Origin of the sequence: Mesorhizobium sp. M7D.F.Ca.US.005.01.1.1 (genome assembly GCF_003952545.1) — a bacterium.
GTDB classification, from domain to species: Bacteria; Pseudomonadota; Alphaproteobacteria; order Rhizobiales; family Rhizobiaceae; genus Mesorhizobium; species Mesorhizobium loti.
In genome coordinates this window covers 7119269-7134708 of sequence record NZ_CP034453.1, presented here as the reverse complement: position 1 = coordinate 7134708, position 15440 = coordinate 7119269, and the positions used below count along the sequence as shown (strand labels likewise).

Below are 15440 nucleotides of genomic sequence, written 5' to 3'. Positions count from 1 at the left end.
GGTCCATAATGGACATTACTGCGCTTCTTGCCCAATTGCTGAACCCGAACGGGTCACAGTCCATCCTTGGCGCCCCCGCTCAGGCAGCAACCGCTGTGGGCGATCACGCCAACCCGGCAGCGCTTCAGGCTCAGATGTCCCGCTTTGCCCAGCCGCCACAGATCCAGCAGCCGCAAGCACCACAGCAGGCACCACAGCAGGCACCACAGCAGCAGATGCCTCCGCAGGCTCCGCAAGGCCAGCCAATGCCACAGAACGCACCACAGGCCGCACCTATGGCCCAGGGTGGTGGTGCAGGCGACTTCCTGACCAATCTGTTTGCACCGAAGCAGGCCGCCAAGACACGCACGATCGGCTGGCTTCAGGAACAGGGTCTTGATCCCGGCACGGCAACTGTCCTTGCCTCGGATAAGGGCGCGCTTCGAACCTACATGCTTCAAAGGGCAAAGGGCGGCGGCGCAACCGAATATGACCAGCGCGCGGCTGCGGCTGCGCAATATGGGCTTGATCCCCAATCGCAGGACGGCAAGAACTTCATTCTCAGCGGGAAGCTGCCTGAAGCGCGCGGTGCGCCGTCAGAACTCGGTCTCACGCCACAATACGGCGTCGATGACCAAGGCAACCCGGTGCTGTTGCAGTTGGGCAAGGACGGCAAGGTCGTTCAGCCGACTATGCCTCCCGGCGTGCATCTCTCCAAGCAGCCGCTCAAGGTCGATCTCGGCACGACATGGGGCCTTATTGACCCAATCACGCGCCAGTTGATAGGCAATGTGCCGAAGGATCTTGCCGGCGCGGCCGCGCAGACCGAAGCCGGAAAATCCAAAGCTGCGGCCGCCTTCGACCTCCCGCGCATCGAGCAGAACGCCCAGCAGACGCTCGACGTGATCCAGCAGTTGAAGACGCATCCCGGCCGCGCAACTGCTACAGGTGCTAGCGGCACATGGGACCCGCGCAACTATGTCGCCGGCACCGATGCGACAAACTTCAAGGTGGCGCTCGACCAAGCCAAGGGCCAGACCTTCCTCCAGGCGTACAATGCTCTCAAGGGCGGCGGCTCGATCACGGATATCGAGGGCGAAAAGGCCACGGCGGCAATTGCTCGTCTCAACACAGCGCAGTCTGATGAGGAATTCACCAAGGCTCTTGACGACTTCGAGAGCGTCATCAAGACCGGCCTTGCCCGCGCCAAGGTACAGGCAGGGCTTCCGGATGCCGGTCAACAGCCAGGCTATACGCCGGGCGCCCCGGCGGCTGTCACGCCCGGCGGCCAACGGGTCATCCAGCAGATGACCAATCCACAACCGATGGGCGGCAGTGACGGCTGGCAAGATGTCGGCAACGGCGTGAAGATTCGGAGGAAGCAGTAATGCCGATCTTCGAAATTCAAGGACCGGACGGCTCGACTTATGAGGTCGACGCGCCGGACCAGAATGCGGCGGTCAATGCCTTCCATGGCATGAACAGCCAGCCGGCCGCACCGCCGCCAAACCCTATCGATCAGGCCAACGCACGCGCGCAAGCCGGGATTGCCAATGCACAGCATCTTATGGCTCAAGGAGGCCCGCAGGCAGACCCACAGACCGTGCAGCCTCCCGGTGTCCCGACATACCAGCCTCCGGGTGTGACGGATTCCTATGATCCCAAGACCGGCGATTATACGAATTACGGGACCGATGCCGCCAAATCCGGTGTTTCCGGCCTTCGCCAAGGTGTCGAGGGCATCGGCGGCATGATGGGCGATGCCTCGCAGATGAGCAACGATGCGGCCCAATGGGCTGCGCAGCATCTCGGCGCCTCGCCTGAAACGGCGCAGACCATCGGTGATCTTACTGGAAAACTCAATCCATGGGCCGGCATGATGCCGACAACTAGCGACGTGCGATCGCTCACAGATGCGGTTGTCGGGCCTGCCTACCAGCCTAAGACCACACCGGGAGAGTACGTCCGCACCATTGGCCAATTTGCACCCAACGCTCTTATGGGGCCGGCTGGCTTCCTTGAGCGCACGGCATCGACTGTCATCCCAGCCGTTGCCTCGGAGACGGCCGGCCAGCTTACCAAAGGCACACCGTTCGAGCCTTACGCACGCGCTGGCGCGGCGATTGCCGGCGGATTGGGTGTCAACAAGATGCTTCAGCCAGGCGCACAGGCTTTGCCGACTGCGGAAGACATCAAGGCGAGCGCCGGTTACAAGGATCTCAAGGCGCCGATGAAGGCCGCCGTGGTTGATAAGCCGACCTATCAGGGCATCGTCAACCAACTTGACGGCGTTGCCCAGGATTTCGGCATGGTTCCCGAACAGCATGGCGCTTTCGAGACCATTCTTGCCCGCCATGCTGCCAATGCTGAAAAGGGCGGCGCCTCGCTCCAGGATCTCGAAATCCTGCGTCGTTCGCTACTCAATGCAGGCAAAGCCCCGCTCAATCCATCGGCCGGCGAGCTTTCGCGCCAGTTGATCGGCAAGCTGGACGAGACCGTAAACGGTCTAGGCGGGGCCAATCTTGTCAACGCAGGAGGGCAGACGGCGGATGAAACACTTTCGGCCCTTCAGGATGCCCGCTCGATCTGGAAAACCGGGGTAAAATCCGACATCATCGAACAGGCTGTGGAGCGGGCGAAAAATGCAGCCTCCGGCTATGAAAACGGCCTCCGCAACGAATTCCGCAAACTCCTGAACAACAAGACCTACAAGGGCACGTTCAACGATACGGAGCGTGTTGCGCTGCAACAGGTTGTTCGGGGCACGCCAACCAGCAATGCACTTCGGTTCCTTGGCGGCTTCGGTGTCCCGCTCGATAATGGGCGCAATTTCCTCGGCTCTGTCATGGGCGGCGGCGTTGGCAGCACGTTGGGTGCGGCGGTGGCCGGCCCGGTTGGCGCGGCGGTTGGCGGCCCGGCACTCATTGCTGCCGGAACGCTGGCCAAGCAGGCTTCAAGCGCCATGACGGGCAAAAGCGCCCTACTTGCGGAAGCTTTGGTCAAGGCAGGCCCGGATGCAAGCCGGCTGTTTTCTGAGGCAATGGCGCAATCCAGCGCGGCGGGAAAGCAGGCGCTTTTGCAAGCAATGATGCAGGCGAAACTGTCAGTCCAGCCGCAGCCGGCGATTCCGGCGCCAGTCCGCCAGTTTAACGGCCAATAGCGTCACGCCATAGGCAGCCATGAAGCTCCATGCGGCGATGATGTACGGATTGAGTGGGTATCCAGTGCTTTGCTGGAAATAGATTGCTGAACCGCCAACGGCGCACGCGATGGCCAACTGGCCGAGTTTTATCCAAAAGCCCATAGGGCAAAAACAATACACATGAACCAAAGGGCTGTCCATTCGGGCGGCCTTTTTCTTTGAGGCATGCCCATGGCAACCAACTGGCCTGCAATCAGAGCCGGCATCTTCAAGGGTGAGAGTGGCGGGGACTATAACACCCTCTACGGCCACGTTGAGAAGAGCGGCCCTTTCGCCGGGACCAAGCTTTCGGACATGACTGTGGACCAAGCGCTTCAGTTTGGCTCACGGAACGGGCCGTACGGCCAGTGGGCTGCCAGCAAGGGCATCACTGCGGCCCCGATGGGGGCCTACCAAATCATCAATTCCACTCTCGGTACCGTAAAATCCGGAATGGGCCTTTCGGGCAACGAGAGGATGACGCCTGACCTTCAGGAGAAGATGGGACAGTATATTTATTCCAAGCAAGGCACTGGCGCTTGGGCTGGCTATCACGGCCCGGGCGATCCATCAGCCTATCCGCCTCCTTCCCCGCCGCTCAGCCCGCAAGCCGCTGCATTTGTCCAAAACAACCCTCAGCCGGGCGGCTATGGCGCGGGCGTTCCAGATCCGAATGCGCCTCCTTCCCCCATCCTTGGGCCGTCTCAACAACCGAGCCCGCTTGGCATCCCTGGTATCCCGCAGGACGTAGCCGCCTACGCAGCCGATAACTCCCTGACCCTCGGCGATCGCTTGCAATCGGCGTTCAAGGGCCTTGCAAAAACACCCGACGCACCGGCCGTCCGCTTTGGCCCGATGGGCGATGCCCGACAATCCGGCGATAGCCTTCTCAAGGCGCTGAACGCTCCAACCCTCTCCGATCTCCTCTCGAAAAAGCGACTGGTGGGCTAACATGACCGGATCTATCTACAGTTGGTCCACGACTGCGGCATCCAACGGCAATTCTGATGGTGACATCAATTTTGCCGAGGGCCAAGCCCCGAGCACGCTGAACAACTCCAATCGCCAGGCTATGGCGCGGGTTGCCGAATACCTGGGGGACAATGGCGGCGCGCTTGTTGCTGGCGGCACGGCCAACGCCCTCACGGTCACAGCCAATTCGGCCTTTACAACCTATGCGGACGGTCTGATCCTGGCCCTTCGGATCGCGACAGACAACACGACTGCCGCAACGCTCAATGTAAATGGCATCGGCGCAAAGTCCATCCGCAAAATGGTTGGAGCCGGCGAGGTGGCTCTGTCCGGTGCGGAACTCCAAGCGACCGGCATCTACATGCTTCGGTATTCGGCGGCACTCAATGCGGCGGCAGGCGGATGGTTGCTGCTCAACCCGACGATCGATGTTCCCAACCTTGTCACCCTGACGGGCTCTGAGACCCTTACTAACAAATCGCTCACCAGTCCGGCCTTGACCGGTACGCCGACGACGCCCACTGCTGCACCAGGCACCAACACCACGCAGATTTCTTCGACGGCTTTTGTCACTGCCGCCGTTGCTGCGCTGTCGACCGTTTATCAGGGCGCTTCAGCGGTCCTCACGGCTCTAGCCGGCATCGGAACGGCGGTTGCCGGCGATGTCATCTATGCGAGCGGTGCCGGGACATGGGCGCGTCGTGCCAAGGGGACGGCCTTGCAAGCGCTGCTGATGAACAGCGCCGCCACGGCTCCCGTTTGGACTACGCTCCCGTTCTCGCGATCCTTCGAAAGCAGTCAGCAGGTAATGACCAATGGCGGCGCGCTGACGCTGGCCCATGGCATGACAGTAGCCCCCACGCTTTATGCTGCGTTCATCGTGTGTACGACCGCCGATATCGGGTTTTCTGTTGGTGATGAAACCGCGATTAACCCAGGTCCTGACCGTGAGAATGGGTCTGGTCTCGGTATCAATCTGGTGGCCGATGCTACAAATGTGACCGTCAGAATCGGTCAATTCGGCATTGCGGTTAATCGCAAAGATACCGGCGCAATCGCTGCCATTACGATTACCAGTTGGAAACTCATCGTTAGGGCTTGGGCCTGATGGCCGATCTTGTCAACATCCCAGCAATCGACGGGATATCCAACGCCAAGGATACCCGGCTCGTTCTGTATCAATCGGGCCAGTTCGTTCACACCCCTCTCCAGCAGATCATCGACGTTATCGCTGGCGTCATTGGCGACATCGTTGGCGAGGGCCTTCTACTTGAGGGCGACGAATACGGCCTCGGCTTGAGCTTCCTGCTCCTTGAAGGCGACGAGAGCGGCATTCTGCTGCTCGAATAAGGAATTCACATGAGCAAAACTGGAACCGGCCTAACCGCCGCAACCCTTCCGCTTGCCGGAACGGAAGTGATGTATGTCGTCCAAGGTGGCAACAGCCGCAAGACGACTGCGGCCAGCTTCTACACGGTTGGCGGAGCCGATGTTGCCGTGGCCGATGGTGGCACCGGGCTATCATCCTACACCGCTGGGGACATTCTCTATGCGACGGGCGCCACCACACTGGCAAAGCTCGCCACTACGGCATATGGGCGCGGCCTGCTGGCTCTTGCCAATTCCACTGCGCTTTCTGGTGAACTGTCGGCCTTTTATCAGCCGCTTGACGCCGATCTGACATCATGGGCCGGCGTCACCCGCGCTGCTGGATTGGACACGTTCGCAGCCACGCCGTCCTCTGCCAACCTCAAGGCGCTGGTAACGGATGAGACCGGCTCGGGCGCGCTCGTCTTCGCAACAAGCCCGACGCTGGTTACCCCAGCCTTAGGAACGCCAACCGCGATCAATCTAACGAATGCCACAGGTCTGACCGAGGCTCTGGCCGCCGCTGCGGTCGGTATGCCATCCCCCGCCGTCGCCAGCACATTCCTTCAGCGCAATTCCGGCAACACGGCCTATGACGCCAAGACAACCGCGCAAACGCGCACAAGCCTGTCAGACGGGGCGTGGCCAAGTTTTGCCTTGTCCATGACCGTGAGTGGCACCGTAGCGTCAAGCTACTTCATAAACTCTTGGGTGATCAACGACACCCTCGTAGCTGGCGGCGCATCGTCTGCGGATCAGGTCTCCGGGATTAACCTAGTTCACTCGTTCGGTGGCGCAGCCGTTAACGGGACGCGCATAGCGTTCGCTTCTACGGCTGCGCTGACATCTGCGACCGCAAGCACAAACACGAGCCGGAACTATTGCGGCGCTCAGTTTACAGGCGTGGCCTACGCTACTGATGGCGGGACGCTGCCGGGATCAGCCAAGGGAGCGGTATTTGGCTCAAACCCGCAAGGCGCTCTGAACGCTGGTGCGACAGGGTTCCTGCACGTCAGCGGCACCGAAATCAACGTGAAGGTGGAAACTGGCGCCTCCGTTCTTCACAAATCGCTCGCCAAGTTGGCCTCACTCGGCTCCAGCGATGCCGTTAAAGGCACTACCACCGATGCAATGATCTGGTTCCAGAATCAGGGCGGGGCAGTTGGTTGGGATAACGGCTTGCTGTTTTCCGCCGATAGCGGCGTCCAGACGATCTCCACCACCGGCACCATCATGGCGACCCGAGGGAGCCTGACCGTCAAGCGCGGCATCGATCTGACGAGTTGGGCCTTCTCTGAGTACTCGTTCATTTCGAGTGGCTTTGGCGTGACCGGTACCGGGACGGTTTTTGCCAATACGCAGATGCACCTATCCGGGACAGCGGGCGGCAACTACTTCGCAGAGACCAGCACGACGCCGACAGCGCAAGGCGATACCATAGGACTGCTGGATTTCGGGCATACCGCAGGCAATATCGGCGGGCGCTGGCTTGCGCGGGCTAATCAAGCTTGGACGCTGGGGTCTGCGCAAGGGACTCTGCTATCGGCGTTCGTCTGCGCAAACGGTTCCGCCTCCATGACCGAAGTGGTTCGCATCGATAAGTCCACGACTGCTGGCGAGACGAGTCTTATGCTTTGGGACGTGACCAAAGGTACATTACAGCGCGTCGTGTGCGGAGCGGCTGATAGTGGCGGCGTCGGGTTCAAGATGCTGCGCGTTGCGAATTAGCTACGGAAGGCGCCAAACAGATAGTCTACAGGGGGTTTCGGCGCGTTTTCGGAAACCCGGTCACCGACAGTTCCGGGCGCCGCTTCCGTTTCGGAGCGGTCTCCGCTGTGTGCCGTCCTCACCAAAGAAGGCTTCACCAACCGTTCCAGGCGCAAAACGCGCGCGTCTAGACTTTCCGCCATTTCATTCACTCCCCGCGCCCGGTGGTATCTCCACCCGACTTATTGCTAACCGAAAATATAGTCGCTGACCAGCCGGCGCACAGCCAATCCTCCAACAAAGGATAACACCATGCAGACCAGTCCAGCCGGACGGGCGGCAATCGCTCGTCGTGAAGGCAACGTGCTGAAAGCCTATCTCGATAGCGTCGGCGTGCTTACCATTGGGGTAGGGCACACGTCATCTGCCGGCCCGCCCAAGGTCACGAAGGGCCTGACAATCACCGCTGCGGAATCGGATGCGATCCTTGCTCGGGATCTGGCTGGCGTCGAAGCCTCTGTTTCAGCGATGGTCAAAGTCCCGCTCAACCAGAACGAATTCGATGCGCTGGTGTCGCTGGTGTTCAACATTGGCGCGGGTGACTTCAAAGGCTCCTCGGTGCTGCGCAATCTGAACGCGGGCAACCGGGCCGGTGCGGCCGATGCCATGCTTGCATGGAACAAGGGCACCGTGAAGGGCAAGAAGGTAGCGCTTCCGGGCCTCACCAATCGCCGGCAGGAAGAGCGCATGCAATTCCTGCGTCTTGCGTCCCCTGCCTCGCCAGCGCCCGCGAAGCCTACACCTGTTCCACAGGCACCCCCGCCAACTCCCGTCGCTCCTGAGCCTCCTGTGGTGCTTCCTGTGGCCAAGAGCAACGACAAGACAGCGGCAACGGTCGGAATCCTCGTAGTCATCGGCGGGTCTATTGCGGCCCTCTGGCACCACATCACCGCATTTGTTGGAGGCTTCTTCTGATGAAATGGTTCAACACCAACGCCCTGCACAATGCACTGAATATCTTCGTCGGGCTGATCCTGACGGGGGCCTTCACCGGCTTCGACTGGACCCTGTTCGGCATGACGGACCATACCGCCATGAAGATTTCGGGCGGCATCATGTTGGCCAAGCTGGTCATCAACGGCTACCGCGACGGGCTCCATGGCATGGTCGCACCACCGCCTCCGGCAGAGGAGAAGTGAGATGGAAGGTCTGCAAACTCTCGTTGCCGCCTACATCAATGCCTATTGGCCTTGGGGCGCCGTCTTTGTCGCGGGTGTCGTCGTGGGGCTGCTCCTATGACCGCGCTGCTTGTCTGGTTTCTCAGCAATCCAACCGTCATCGCCATTGGCGCCGCAATCGTCGGCGCGGTCGGTCTTGCCTTCCAGCAGCGCTTGGCCGGTGCCAAGGCTGAACGGAACAAGCAGGCAGTGAAAGACGCGGCGGCCGGCACTGAAGCCCAGAAGATCGATGACGCCGTGGCCGGTCGCGCTCCTGACGACAATCGAAAGGAGCTCGGCAAATGGTCAAGGTCATAGCGCTCTCGCTCATGCTGGCCGGCTGCGCTGCGACGGGTGGCAGCTTTTGCACCGTGGAGCATCCTATCCGCCCCACGAAGGCTGAAGTCGCCACGCTCTCGGATGCGTCGGTCAATGCGATCCTGGCCCATAACGAAAAGGGCGCCAAGCTGTGCCACTGGAAGCCGTGAAGTGGCAGGGGGTGAAATGCCAGATATTCCGAGCCGCCTGCGTGACCTGCATCCCGACACAATCCTATGGCTAGATCGATTGGACGCACAGCAGCGGGAAGCCCTGATCTGGGCTGGGCGCCTCGATCATCATCAGCGCGACCGGCTCGACCAATTTCTCGATTTGGACAGGGATCATTTCGAAGCCGGTTTTGCCGTGGTCAAGCTCTGGACGCGCATGAGATGGCTCGGATCTACCAGTATGTGGATAATCCTGACAGTAGCAGGTCTTCTGATCGCTATGACGCAGATCGTGGACCGCTGGCGCCCTCCCCATCTGTAGGGGATTCCAACCAACCCCAATTTCTTCTGGTTTGGATATCTGAAATCGTCCACTTGCTGACATTGTACTGGGAGGCGAGGGTGGCTTGGGTTACCTTCCCAATGCTCGCGCGAATGAGCAGAACCTCACGCTCTGTCAGTTTCGAGGCGTAGCACTTCTCCCCGATTTGGGCCGTCCCGTGGGCATGTCTATCAGCCAAATTGTCCTTGTGTGTCGCCCAGCGAAGATGGCTTGGGGTCACACACCCGTCGCGACCTCGGCCGCAGGAGTGCGCAGTATCATAGTCTGGTGAGGGCGCGGGACCATGGACGTGCTCGCAAACAATGCGGTGAGCTGCGTAGAATCGGCCATTGTACCTCATCTTCCCATAACCATGCCCATTTCTAGAATACGGCCAGATTTGGCATTCGTCGCCGGCATAGGGGAAGACGACCTCATGCAAAAAGCGCAATGTGGCACCCTTTGGCGTAGACCCTCCCATTGGGTCTCCGTGGTTGACCAAGCGCGACAAATGCTTCGAGCAGTAGCCGCGTCCATAATGCCGCTTGCCGCAATCAAGGATCGAACATAAACGTTGGGTAGCCATGTGGAGCGCTCCATGCTTCCTTGGTCAGAACCCGCTCGCAGCCCTGCAAGGCTCGGCGGGTTCGCCCTTTGTAGCATCCGCCCTATATGATTTCAATAACAGAGAGGATCGGAACATGACCCACTGGAAGGGACCGAAAGTGTGAGGGTTCCTCGCTCAAATTTCGATGTCCTGTCCTGGCTGGTGTTCACGCTTGCCGGGATGCTAGGCGTGCTGCTCTATCTAGAGATAGCGAACGCGCTTCCGATCTGACGACGCTTTCCCCTTTGCCCCAGACAGGGCCCGCTTCGGTTAACGCCGGGGCGGGTTTTTTTCGTTTATGGGGCAGGCTCCCGGATGTCGTCATAGCTCTTGACGCGTGGCTCTTGCTCCGGACCGCCTTGCGCGAACACGATCAGATCGCCGTCCGCTATCTCGCGTCGAGCCCGCAAATCCCAGCCTTTGTGCACAAAGTCAGGCTTGCCGAACACGCGGACCGCTGAGAGGTATTCATCGCCCTTAAAGCCCACGAAATGAGTGCAGCGCATCTGAAAAGGATTAGCATTTTCGACGGATTCGCGCTATGTAATTCGCAGGGATTTAGCGCGAGAGGCACCTTGCCTGCCGGTGGTCGCAACACCGGACCCTTGCGACGGGTAGCGTCCTCTGGCAGGGATGACAAGCGCGTAGGGTTCATCCACCATACCCTTACCGCAGATCACTCAGAATGGCCTAGGGAGCGTCAGATAGAGCGGGCCAAGGTCTGGCGGGTGAAGTCATGATCGATAAACCTACCTACGAAGTCTCAGTCATGGAAGATGTAGGCGGGCGTCTAGGTCGTCATATCCTGCTAAAAACCAAGGATGAAGCAGAAGCAAAGGCCCTGTATGAATCGCTGGTGGCAGATGAAGGGGTAAAGGCGCGGATTGAGACGCTTGCGCCGAAGCGCTAGGCATCACTGCTCGGCAAAGACGCGCTTGCTACTCTCCCGAAGCTTCAGAAGGTACGGCACATCCTCTGCCGTGATCTCGACCTCGCCATAGAGCATGCGGACCACACGCGGCTGGATGACCAGCACAGTGAGCTTGCACGGCTCGACGGTTCCGAGGCTGGCCGCGACGTCCTCAATCGTCAGGTAGCTGCCGTGAGTGCCGCTGGTGGAGAACATCACGAAGTTGAGGTCGTTGGCCTCGCCGTCCGGGAAAAGGGAACGCAGAACGTCCATTCCGTCCGTCAATTTCACGACTTCGTATGCCGGCATGAGAAATACGTTCATGGTCAAAATCCTATCAGAATCCGCCTCACCAAACCAGCTTAATCCCCCTGTACGCTGCAAGGAACACCAGGCCGATCGGCAGGATGGCAAGGGCGGTGCGGACTCTCATGGCGCTGGCGGTGCTGGCAATGGCATCCAGTGCGACGGCCCATGATCAGTGTGAAACGAATTCAGGTTTCCGGAGCATTCTGGGTCAATGAATGGCCATGGGTAATCGAGGACGTCAGCACCTTCGTCATAGAAGCCGGCGACAACCTGCCAGCCGATAGGCCCATTGCGCGCAAGCAGTACTGGCTCGTTGTGGGGGACACTCTCAATCGGTTTCCAGTTCATCCTTCATCTCCTATACGGTGGTGCGAACATGCGGTGGGTTAGGACTCCCGCATCTCGTCTTCCATAAATGTCAGGCGGTCGCGCATCTCTTTGATGAACCGCTCGACGCTCTCTGTCCGTGCCGGCTCGTTCGGGCTGTCCAAGATATCACCTGCCCAGCCCGACGACTTCGTTGCAATTCTCGTACACCACTGCGCAAAACGAAAGTTCGTGACCTTAGCCATTCTCGGTGTTCCTCTCAGGGGTTAAGGCTGGCATCTGAAATCCTTGCCTTGGCTGTTTCGAAGTAGGGCTGGTCCTTCTCAATGCCCAGAAACCGCCGCCCTTCGAGAAGCGCCGCAACGCCAGCCGTCCCGGAGCCCATCACGTTATCCAGAACGACCTCCCCAGGGTCGCTATATGTGCGGATGAAGTAGCGCGCCAGATCCAGCGGCTTTTGCGTTGGGTGAAGGTTCGAGCGCTGCTTATCGCTCGGGAAGACAAGCACGCTGCGAGGATAGCGCTCCGTCGAATCGTAAGGGATTGGCTCGAATTTTTGCGCCCCGTATGTCGGCGTCAAATCCTGCCGCTTCGTTGCCGTCTTCCGCACATGCCCGGTCGTCTTCTGGGGGTTGTATGTCGGCTGCTGCCGGTAGAAGACTAGCACGTTTTCGTGGGCCTTCATCGGGGCCTTTTTGGCATTGAGATGTCCGGTCGGATGCGTCTTCTCCCATATCCATTCGTATTTCAGGAAGGGCAGGCAAGAACTGCCCAGCACCTTGTCGAACGGTGTTTGAGCGAATAGCACGACAGCGCCACCGGGCTTGAGGACGCGCCAATATTCCTTCCAAAGCGGGACCAGTGGGATTTTGCTGTCCCATGGGTTTTGCGTCGTTCCATACGGCAGATCCGCGAGAATGAGATCGACGCTGCCGGCTTGGACAAGGCAGGGCATGATCTGCAGGCAGTCGCCGCAATGGAGTTGATATTGCCCTCTGCGGAACGGTTGAGGAACAGGCTGTGCCAGCCATGTGTCAACCGTGCCGACCTGTTCCTGCATCGTTCCGCATGAGCCTGCACGATCTTGCAGGGCATCGAACTCCAATTCCTTTTGGCTATTGCGGTTTTCCATGGCTTCCGGTATCTCCCGGAACGGGCCACCCCTCCCCAACGAGGGGCCACTATCTGGAAGGATAGACCACGATGACGACGCATACGAAGCCCGGACTCCGTCCGGCAAACCCCAATTTTTCCTCAGGTCCCTGCGCAAAACGCCCCGGCTGGTCGGTCGAGGCGCTGAACAATGCCGCGCTCGGCCGTTCCCACCGCGCCAAGATCGGCAAGGCCAAGCTCGAACAGGCGATCGAGCTGACGCGGGAAATTCTCCAGGTCCCGGCGGGTTACCGCATCGGCATCGTGCCGGCATCGGACACCGGCGCTGTCGAGATGGCGCTGTGGTCGCTGCTCGGCGAGCGCGGCGTCGACATGGTCGCCTGGGAGAGCTTTGGCTCCGGCTGGGTCACCGACGTGGTCAAGCAATTGAAGCTCGCCGACGTGCGCAAGATCGAAGCCGCCTATGGCGAACTGCCGGACCTCACAAAGATCGATTTTGACCGCGATGTGGTCTTCACCTGGAACGGCACCACGTCCGGCGTGCGTGTGCCGAACGGCGATTTCATTCCCGCGGACCGCAAGGGCCTGACCATCTGCGACGCGACTTCGGCCGCCTTCGCACAGAGGCTCGATTTCGAAAAACTCGATGTCGTCACCTTCTCCTGGCAGAAGGTGCTGGGCGGCGAGGGCGCACACGGCATGCTCATCCTGTCGCCTCGTGCCGTCGAGCGGCTGGAGACCTACAAGCCTTCGTGGCCGCTCCCGAAAATCTTCCGACTGACCTCGGGCGGCAAGCTGATCGAGGGCATCTTCAAGGGCGAAACCATCAACACGCCCTCGATGCTGTGCGTCGAGGACTATCTCGATGCGCTCAACTGGGCGAAGTCGATCGGTGGCCTCGATGCGCTGATCGCTAGGGCGGATGCCAATGCGGCCGTCCTCGATCACTTTGTCGGCAAGTCCTCATGGCTCGGTCATCTCGCCACCTTGCCGGCGACGCGGTCGAACACCTCGGTCTGCCTGCACTTCACCGACCCGGATGTGTCCGCGCTCGACGCCGACGGGCAGGCGGCTTTCGCCAAGGGACTGGTGTCGGTGCTCGACAAGGAAGGTGTCGCCTATGATATCGGCGCCTATCGCGATGCACCGCCCGGCCTGCGCATCTGGTGTGGCGCGACGGTCGAGACATCGGATCTCGAAGCGCTGCTGCCCTGGCTCGACTGGGCCTTCGCCGCACAGAAGGCGTCGCTCAAAGCGGCAGCCTGACATCTTTCGGTGGCGGCCTTCGGGCCGCCCATTCCCATCAAATCCATTTCAAGGAGGCCGCCATGGCGCCCCGCGTTCTCGTCTCAGACAAACTTTCTCCCACCGCCGTGCAGATATTCAAGGATCGTGGCGTTGAGGTCGACTATCTGCCCGATCTCGGCAAGGACAAGGAAAAGCTGCTCGAAGTGATCGGCCAGTATGATGGCCTCGCCATCCGCTCGGCGACCAAGGTCACCGAAAAGCTGATCAACGCCGCCACCAAACTCAGGGTTATCGGCCGCGCCGGCATCGGCGTCGACAATGTCGACATCCCGGCGGCGAGCCGCAAGGGCATCATCGTGATGAACACGCCCTTCGGCAATTCGATCACGACGGCCGAACATGCGGTGGCGATGATCTTCGCGCTTGCCCGCCAGATCCCGGAAGCCAACGCTTCTACCCACGCCGGCAAATGGGAGAAGAACCGCTTCATGGGCGTCGAGATCACCGGCAAGACGCTGGGCGTCATCGGCTGCGGCAACATCGGCTCGATCGTCGCGACGCGCGGCGTCGGGCTGAAGATGCATGTCATCGCCTTCGACCCATTCCTGTCGGACAAGCGTGCCGAGGAACTCGGTGTCGACAAGGTCGAGCTGGATGAGCTTTTCGCCCGCGCCGACTTCATCACGCTGCACACGCCGCTGACCGACAAGACGCGCAACATCATCGATGCGGCGGCGATCGCCAAGATGAAGAAAGGCGTGCGCATCATCAACTGCGCCCGCGGCGGGCTGATCGTCGAGGCCGACCTGGTCGCGGCGCTGAAGAGCGGCAAGGTGGCCGGAGCCGGTATCGACGTGTTCGAGGTCGAACCGGCCGAGAACAATGAGCTGTTCGGCATGGAGAACGTGGTGGCGACGCCGCATCTCGGCGCCTCGACAGCGGAAGCGCAAGAGAATGTCGCGCTGCAGGTTGCCGAGCAGATGGCCGATTATCTGATCAAGGGCGCGGTTTCCAACGCCATCAACATGCCGTCGATCACCGCCGAGGAAGCGCCGCGGCTGAAGCCCTTCGTCAAGCTCGCCGAAGTGCTCGGCGCCTTTGTCGGCCAGGTCACCGAGGATCCGATCAAGGAGGTCGAGATCCTGTTCGACGGCTCGACCGCGACGATGAACACACGCGCGCTAATCAGCGCCGCGCTTGCCGGGCTGATCAGGCCGCAGGTCTCCGACGTCAACATGGTGTCGGCGCCGATCATGGTGAAGGAGCGCGGCATCATCGTCGCCGAGGTCAAGCGCGACAAATCGGGCGTGTTCGACGGCTACATCAAGCTGACGGTGACGACCGAGCACAGGACGCGCTCGATCGCCGGCACCTGCTTCTCCGACGGCAAGCCGCGTTTCATCCAGATCAAGGGCATCAATCTCGATGCCGAGGTCGGCCAGCACATGCTCTACACGACCAATGCCGACGCGCCGGGTATCATCGGCCTGCTCGGCACCGTGTGCGGCGAGAACGGCGTCAACATCGCCAACTTCCAGCTCGGCCGCAACCGGCCCGGCGGCGATGCCATCGCGCTGCTCTATCTCGACGCGCCGTTCCCGGAGAACGTGCTGGAAAAGGTCAAGGCGCACAAGTCGATCGACTCGGCCAAGCGGCTGCAGTTCGACGTCAACGCGATGTGATCCCGGACTG

The 15440-nt window shown here is 60.4% G+C and carries 17 protein-coding genes; 14 read left to right on the top strand and 3 right to left on the bottom strand.

Features of this window, described 5'->3' with window-relative positions:
• The first annotated feature begins 8 nt into the window (after window positions 1-8).
• The 12 genes from EJ076_RS35525 (at window position 9) to EJ076_RS35400 (ending at window position 10751) form a co-directional block, all read left to right on the top strand.
• Window positions 9-1367 carry a hypothetical protein gene (locus tag EJ076_RS35525; protein ID WP_206438760.1) on the top strand — a complete coding sequence of 453 codons (1359 nt, stop codon included), beginning with the start codon at window positions 9-11 and terminating at the stop codon, window positions 1365-1367.
• Window positions 1367-3139: a hypothetical protein gene (locus tag EJ076_RS34755; protein WP_126070897.1), complete on the top strand. Its 1773-nt coding sequence runs from the start codon at window positions 1367-1369 to the stop codon at window positions 3137-3139. The genes EJ076_RS35525 and EJ076_RS34755 overlap by 1 nt, the downstream gene beginning before the upstream one ends.
• A gap of 213 nt (window positions 3140-3352) precedes the next feature.
• Window positions 3353-4111 (top strand): hypothetical protein, encoded by a 759-nt coding sequence (locus EJ076_RS34750; protein WP_126070896.1) that lies wholly within the window; start codon window positions 3353-3355, stop codon window positions 4109-4111.
• A gap of 1 nt (window position 4112) precedes the next feature.
• Complete coding sequence (locus EJ076_RS35520; protein WP_206438759.1) at window positions 4113-5240, top strand: hypothetical protein; 1128 nt, start codon at window positions 4113-4115, stop codon at window positions 5238-5240.
• Window positions 5240-5482: a hypothetical protein gene (locus tag EJ076_RS34740; RefSeq protein WP_126070895.1), complete on the top strand. Its 243-nt coding sequence runs from the start codon at window positions 5240-5242 to the stop codon at window positions 5480-5482. Before EJ076_RS35520 ends, EJ076_RS34740 begins: the two co-directional genes overlap by 1 nt.
• Before the next feature lie 9 nt (window positions 5483-5491).
• Complete coding sequence (locus EJ076_RS34735; RefSeq protein ID WP_126070894.1) at window positions 5492-7228, top strand: hypothetical protein; 1737 nt, start codon at window positions 5492-5494, stop codon at window positions 7226-7228.
• 291 nt (window positions 7229-7519) lie between these two features.
• Window positions 7520-8182 carry a lysozyme gene (locus EJ076_RS34730; RefSeq protein ID WP_126070893.1) on the top strand — a complete coding sequence of 221 codons (663 nt, stop codon included), beginning with the start codon at window positions 7520-7522 and terminating at the stop codon, window positions 8180-8182.
• Window positions 8182-8406, top strand: coding sequence for a hypothetical protein (locus EJ076_RS34725; RefSeq protein ID WP_126070892.1), 225 nt, complete (start codon window positions 8182-8184; stop codon window positions 8404-8406). The genes EJ076_RS34730 and EJ076_RS34725 overlap by 1 nt, the downstream gene beginning before the upstream one ends.
• A gap of 96 nt (window positions 8407-8502) precedes the next feature.
• On the top strand, window positions 8503-8742 hold the full coding sequence (locus tag EJ076_RS34720; RefSeq protein WP_126070891.1) for an ABC transporter permease: 240 nt from the start codon (window positions 8503-8505) through the stop codon (window positions 8740-8742).
• On the top strand, window positions 8727-8912 hold the full coding sequence (locus EJ076_RS34715) for a hypothetical protein (RefSeq protein WP_126070890.1): 186 nt from the start codon (window positions 8727-8729) through the stop codon (window positions 8910-8912). The genes EJ076_RS34720 and EJ076_RS34715 overlap by 16 nt, the downstream gene beginning before the upstream one ends.
• Window positions 8913-8928: 16 nt before the next feature.
• A complete protein-coding gene (locus EJ076_RS35405; RefSeq protein ID WP_164548515.1) occupies window positions 8929-9234 on the top strand; it encodes a hypothetical protein in 306 nt (101 codons plus the stop codon).
• 1343 nt (window positions 9235-10577) lie between these two features.
• Window positions 10578-10751, top strand: a complete 174-nt coding sequence (locus tag EJ076_RS35400) for a hypothetical protein (protein ID WP_164548803.1) — start codon at window positions 10578-10580, stop codon at window positions 10749-10751.
• A gap of 3 nt (window positions 10752-10754) precedes the next feature.
• Here the strand turns inward: EJ076_RS35400 and EJ076_RS34700 are convergent, their stop codons facing one another.
• The 3 genes from EJ076_RS34700 to EJ076_RS34685 all read right to left on the bottom strand — a co-directional run bounded on the left by EJ076_RS34700 (window position 10755) and on the right by EJ076_RS34685 (window position 12519).
• Complete coding sequence (locus EJ076_RS34700) at window positions 10755-11075, bottom strand: hypothetical protein (RefSeq protein ID WP_126070887.1); 321 nt, start codon at window positions 11073-11075, stop codon at window positions 10755-10757.
• Between the two features lie 371 nt (window positions 11076-11446).
• Window positions 11447-11632, bottom strand: coding sequence for a hypothetical protein (locus EJ076_RS34690; RefSeq protein WP_126070885.1), 186 nt, complete (start codon window positions 11630-11632; stop codon window positions 11447-11449).
• A 14-nt stretch (window positions 11633-11646) separates the two neighbouring features.
• Complete coding sequence (locus tag EJ076_RS34685) at window positions 11647-12519, bottom strand: site-specific DNA-methyltransferase (RefSeq protein WP_206438758.1); 873 nt, start codon at window positions 12517-12519, stop codon at window positions 11647-11649.
• Window positions 12520-12590: 71 nt separating this feature from the next.
• Between EJ076_RS34685 and EJ076_RS34680 the strand changes: the two genes are divergently transcribed.
• Together EJ076_RS34680 and serA are read left to right on the top strand one after the other, a co-directional pair.
• Entirely contained in the window at window positions 12591-13766 is a 1176-nt protein-coding gene (locus tag EJ076_RS34680) for a phosphoserine transaminase (RefSeq protein WP_126070884.1), read from the top strand.
• Window positions 13767-13828: 62 nt separating this feature from the next.
• Window positions 13829-15430, top strand: a complete 1602-nt coding sequence (gene serA / locus EJ076_RS34675) for a phosphoglycerate dehydrogenase (protein WP_126070883.1) — start codon at window positions 13829-13831, stop codon at window positions 15428-15430.
• The last annotated feature ends 10 nt before the right edge of the window (window positions 15431-15440 follow it).

Coding starts and splice junctions, on each gene's coding strand:
- EJ076_RS34720 (WP_126070891.1), top strand. CDS start 8,503: ATGACCGCGCTGCTTGTCTGGTTTCTCAGCAATCCAACCGTCATCGCC.
- EJ076_RS34740 (WP_126070895.1), top strand. CDS start 5,240: ATGGCCGATCTTGTCAACATCCCAGCAATCGACGGGATATCCAACGCC.
- EJ076_RS34700 (WP_126070887.1), bottom strand. CDS start 11,075: ATGAACGTATTTCTCATGCCGGCATACGAAGTCGTGAAATTGACGGAC.
- EJ076_RS35525 (WP_206438760.1), top strand. CDS start 9: ATGGACATTACTGCGCTTCTTGCCCAATTGCTGAACCCGAACGGGTCA.
- EJ076_RS35520 (WP_206438759.1), top strand. CDS start 4,113: ATGACCGGATCTATCTACAGTTGGTCCACGACTGCGGCATCCAACGGC.
- serA (WP_126070883.1), top strand. CDS start 13,829: ATGGCGCCCCGCGTTCTCGTCTCAGACAAACTTTCTCCCACCGCCGTG.
- EJ076_RS34680 (WP_126070884.1), top strand. CDS start 12,591: ATGACGACGCATACGAAGCCCGGACTCCGTCCGGCAAACCCCAATTTT.
- EJ076_RS34750 (WP_126070896.1), top strand. CDS start 3,353: ATGGCAACCAACTGGCCTGCAATCAGAGCCGGCATCTTCAAGGGTGAG.
- EJ076_RS35405 (WP_164548515.1), top strand. CDS start 8,929: ATGCCAGATATTCCGAGCCGCCTGCGTGACCTGCATCCCGACACAATC.
- EJ076_RS34715 (WP_126070890.1), top strand. CDS start 8,727: ATGGTCAAGGTCATAGCGCTCTCGCTCATGCTGGCCGGCTGCGCTGCG.
- EJ076_RS34685 (WP_206438758.1), bottom strand. CDS start 12,519: ATGGAAAACCGCAATAGCCAAAAGGAATTGGAGTTCGATGCCCTGCAA.
- EJ076_RS34730 (WP_126070893.1), top strand. CDS start 7,520: ATGCAGACCAGTCCAGCCGGACGGGCGGCAATCGCTCGTCGTGAAGGC.
- EJ076_RS34725 (WP_126070892.1), top strand. CDS start 8,182: ATGAAATGGTTCAACACCAACGCCCTGCACAATGCACTGAATATCTTC.
- EJ076_RS35400 (WP_164548803.1), top strand. CDS start 10,578: ATGATCGATAAACCTACCTACGAAGTCTCAGTCATGGAAGATGTAGGC.
- EJ076_RS34735 (WP_126070894.1), top strand. CDS start 5,492: ATGAGCAAAACTGGAACCGGCCTAACCGCCGCAACCCTTCCGCTTGCC.
- EJ076_RS34690 (WP_126070885.1), bottom strand. CDS start 11,632: ATGGCTAAGGTCACGAACTTTCGTTTTGCGCAGTGGTGTACGAGAATT.
- EJ076_RS34755 (WP_126070897.1), top strand. CDS start 1,367: ATGCCGATCTTCGAAATTCAAGGACCGGACGGCTCGACTTATGAGGTC.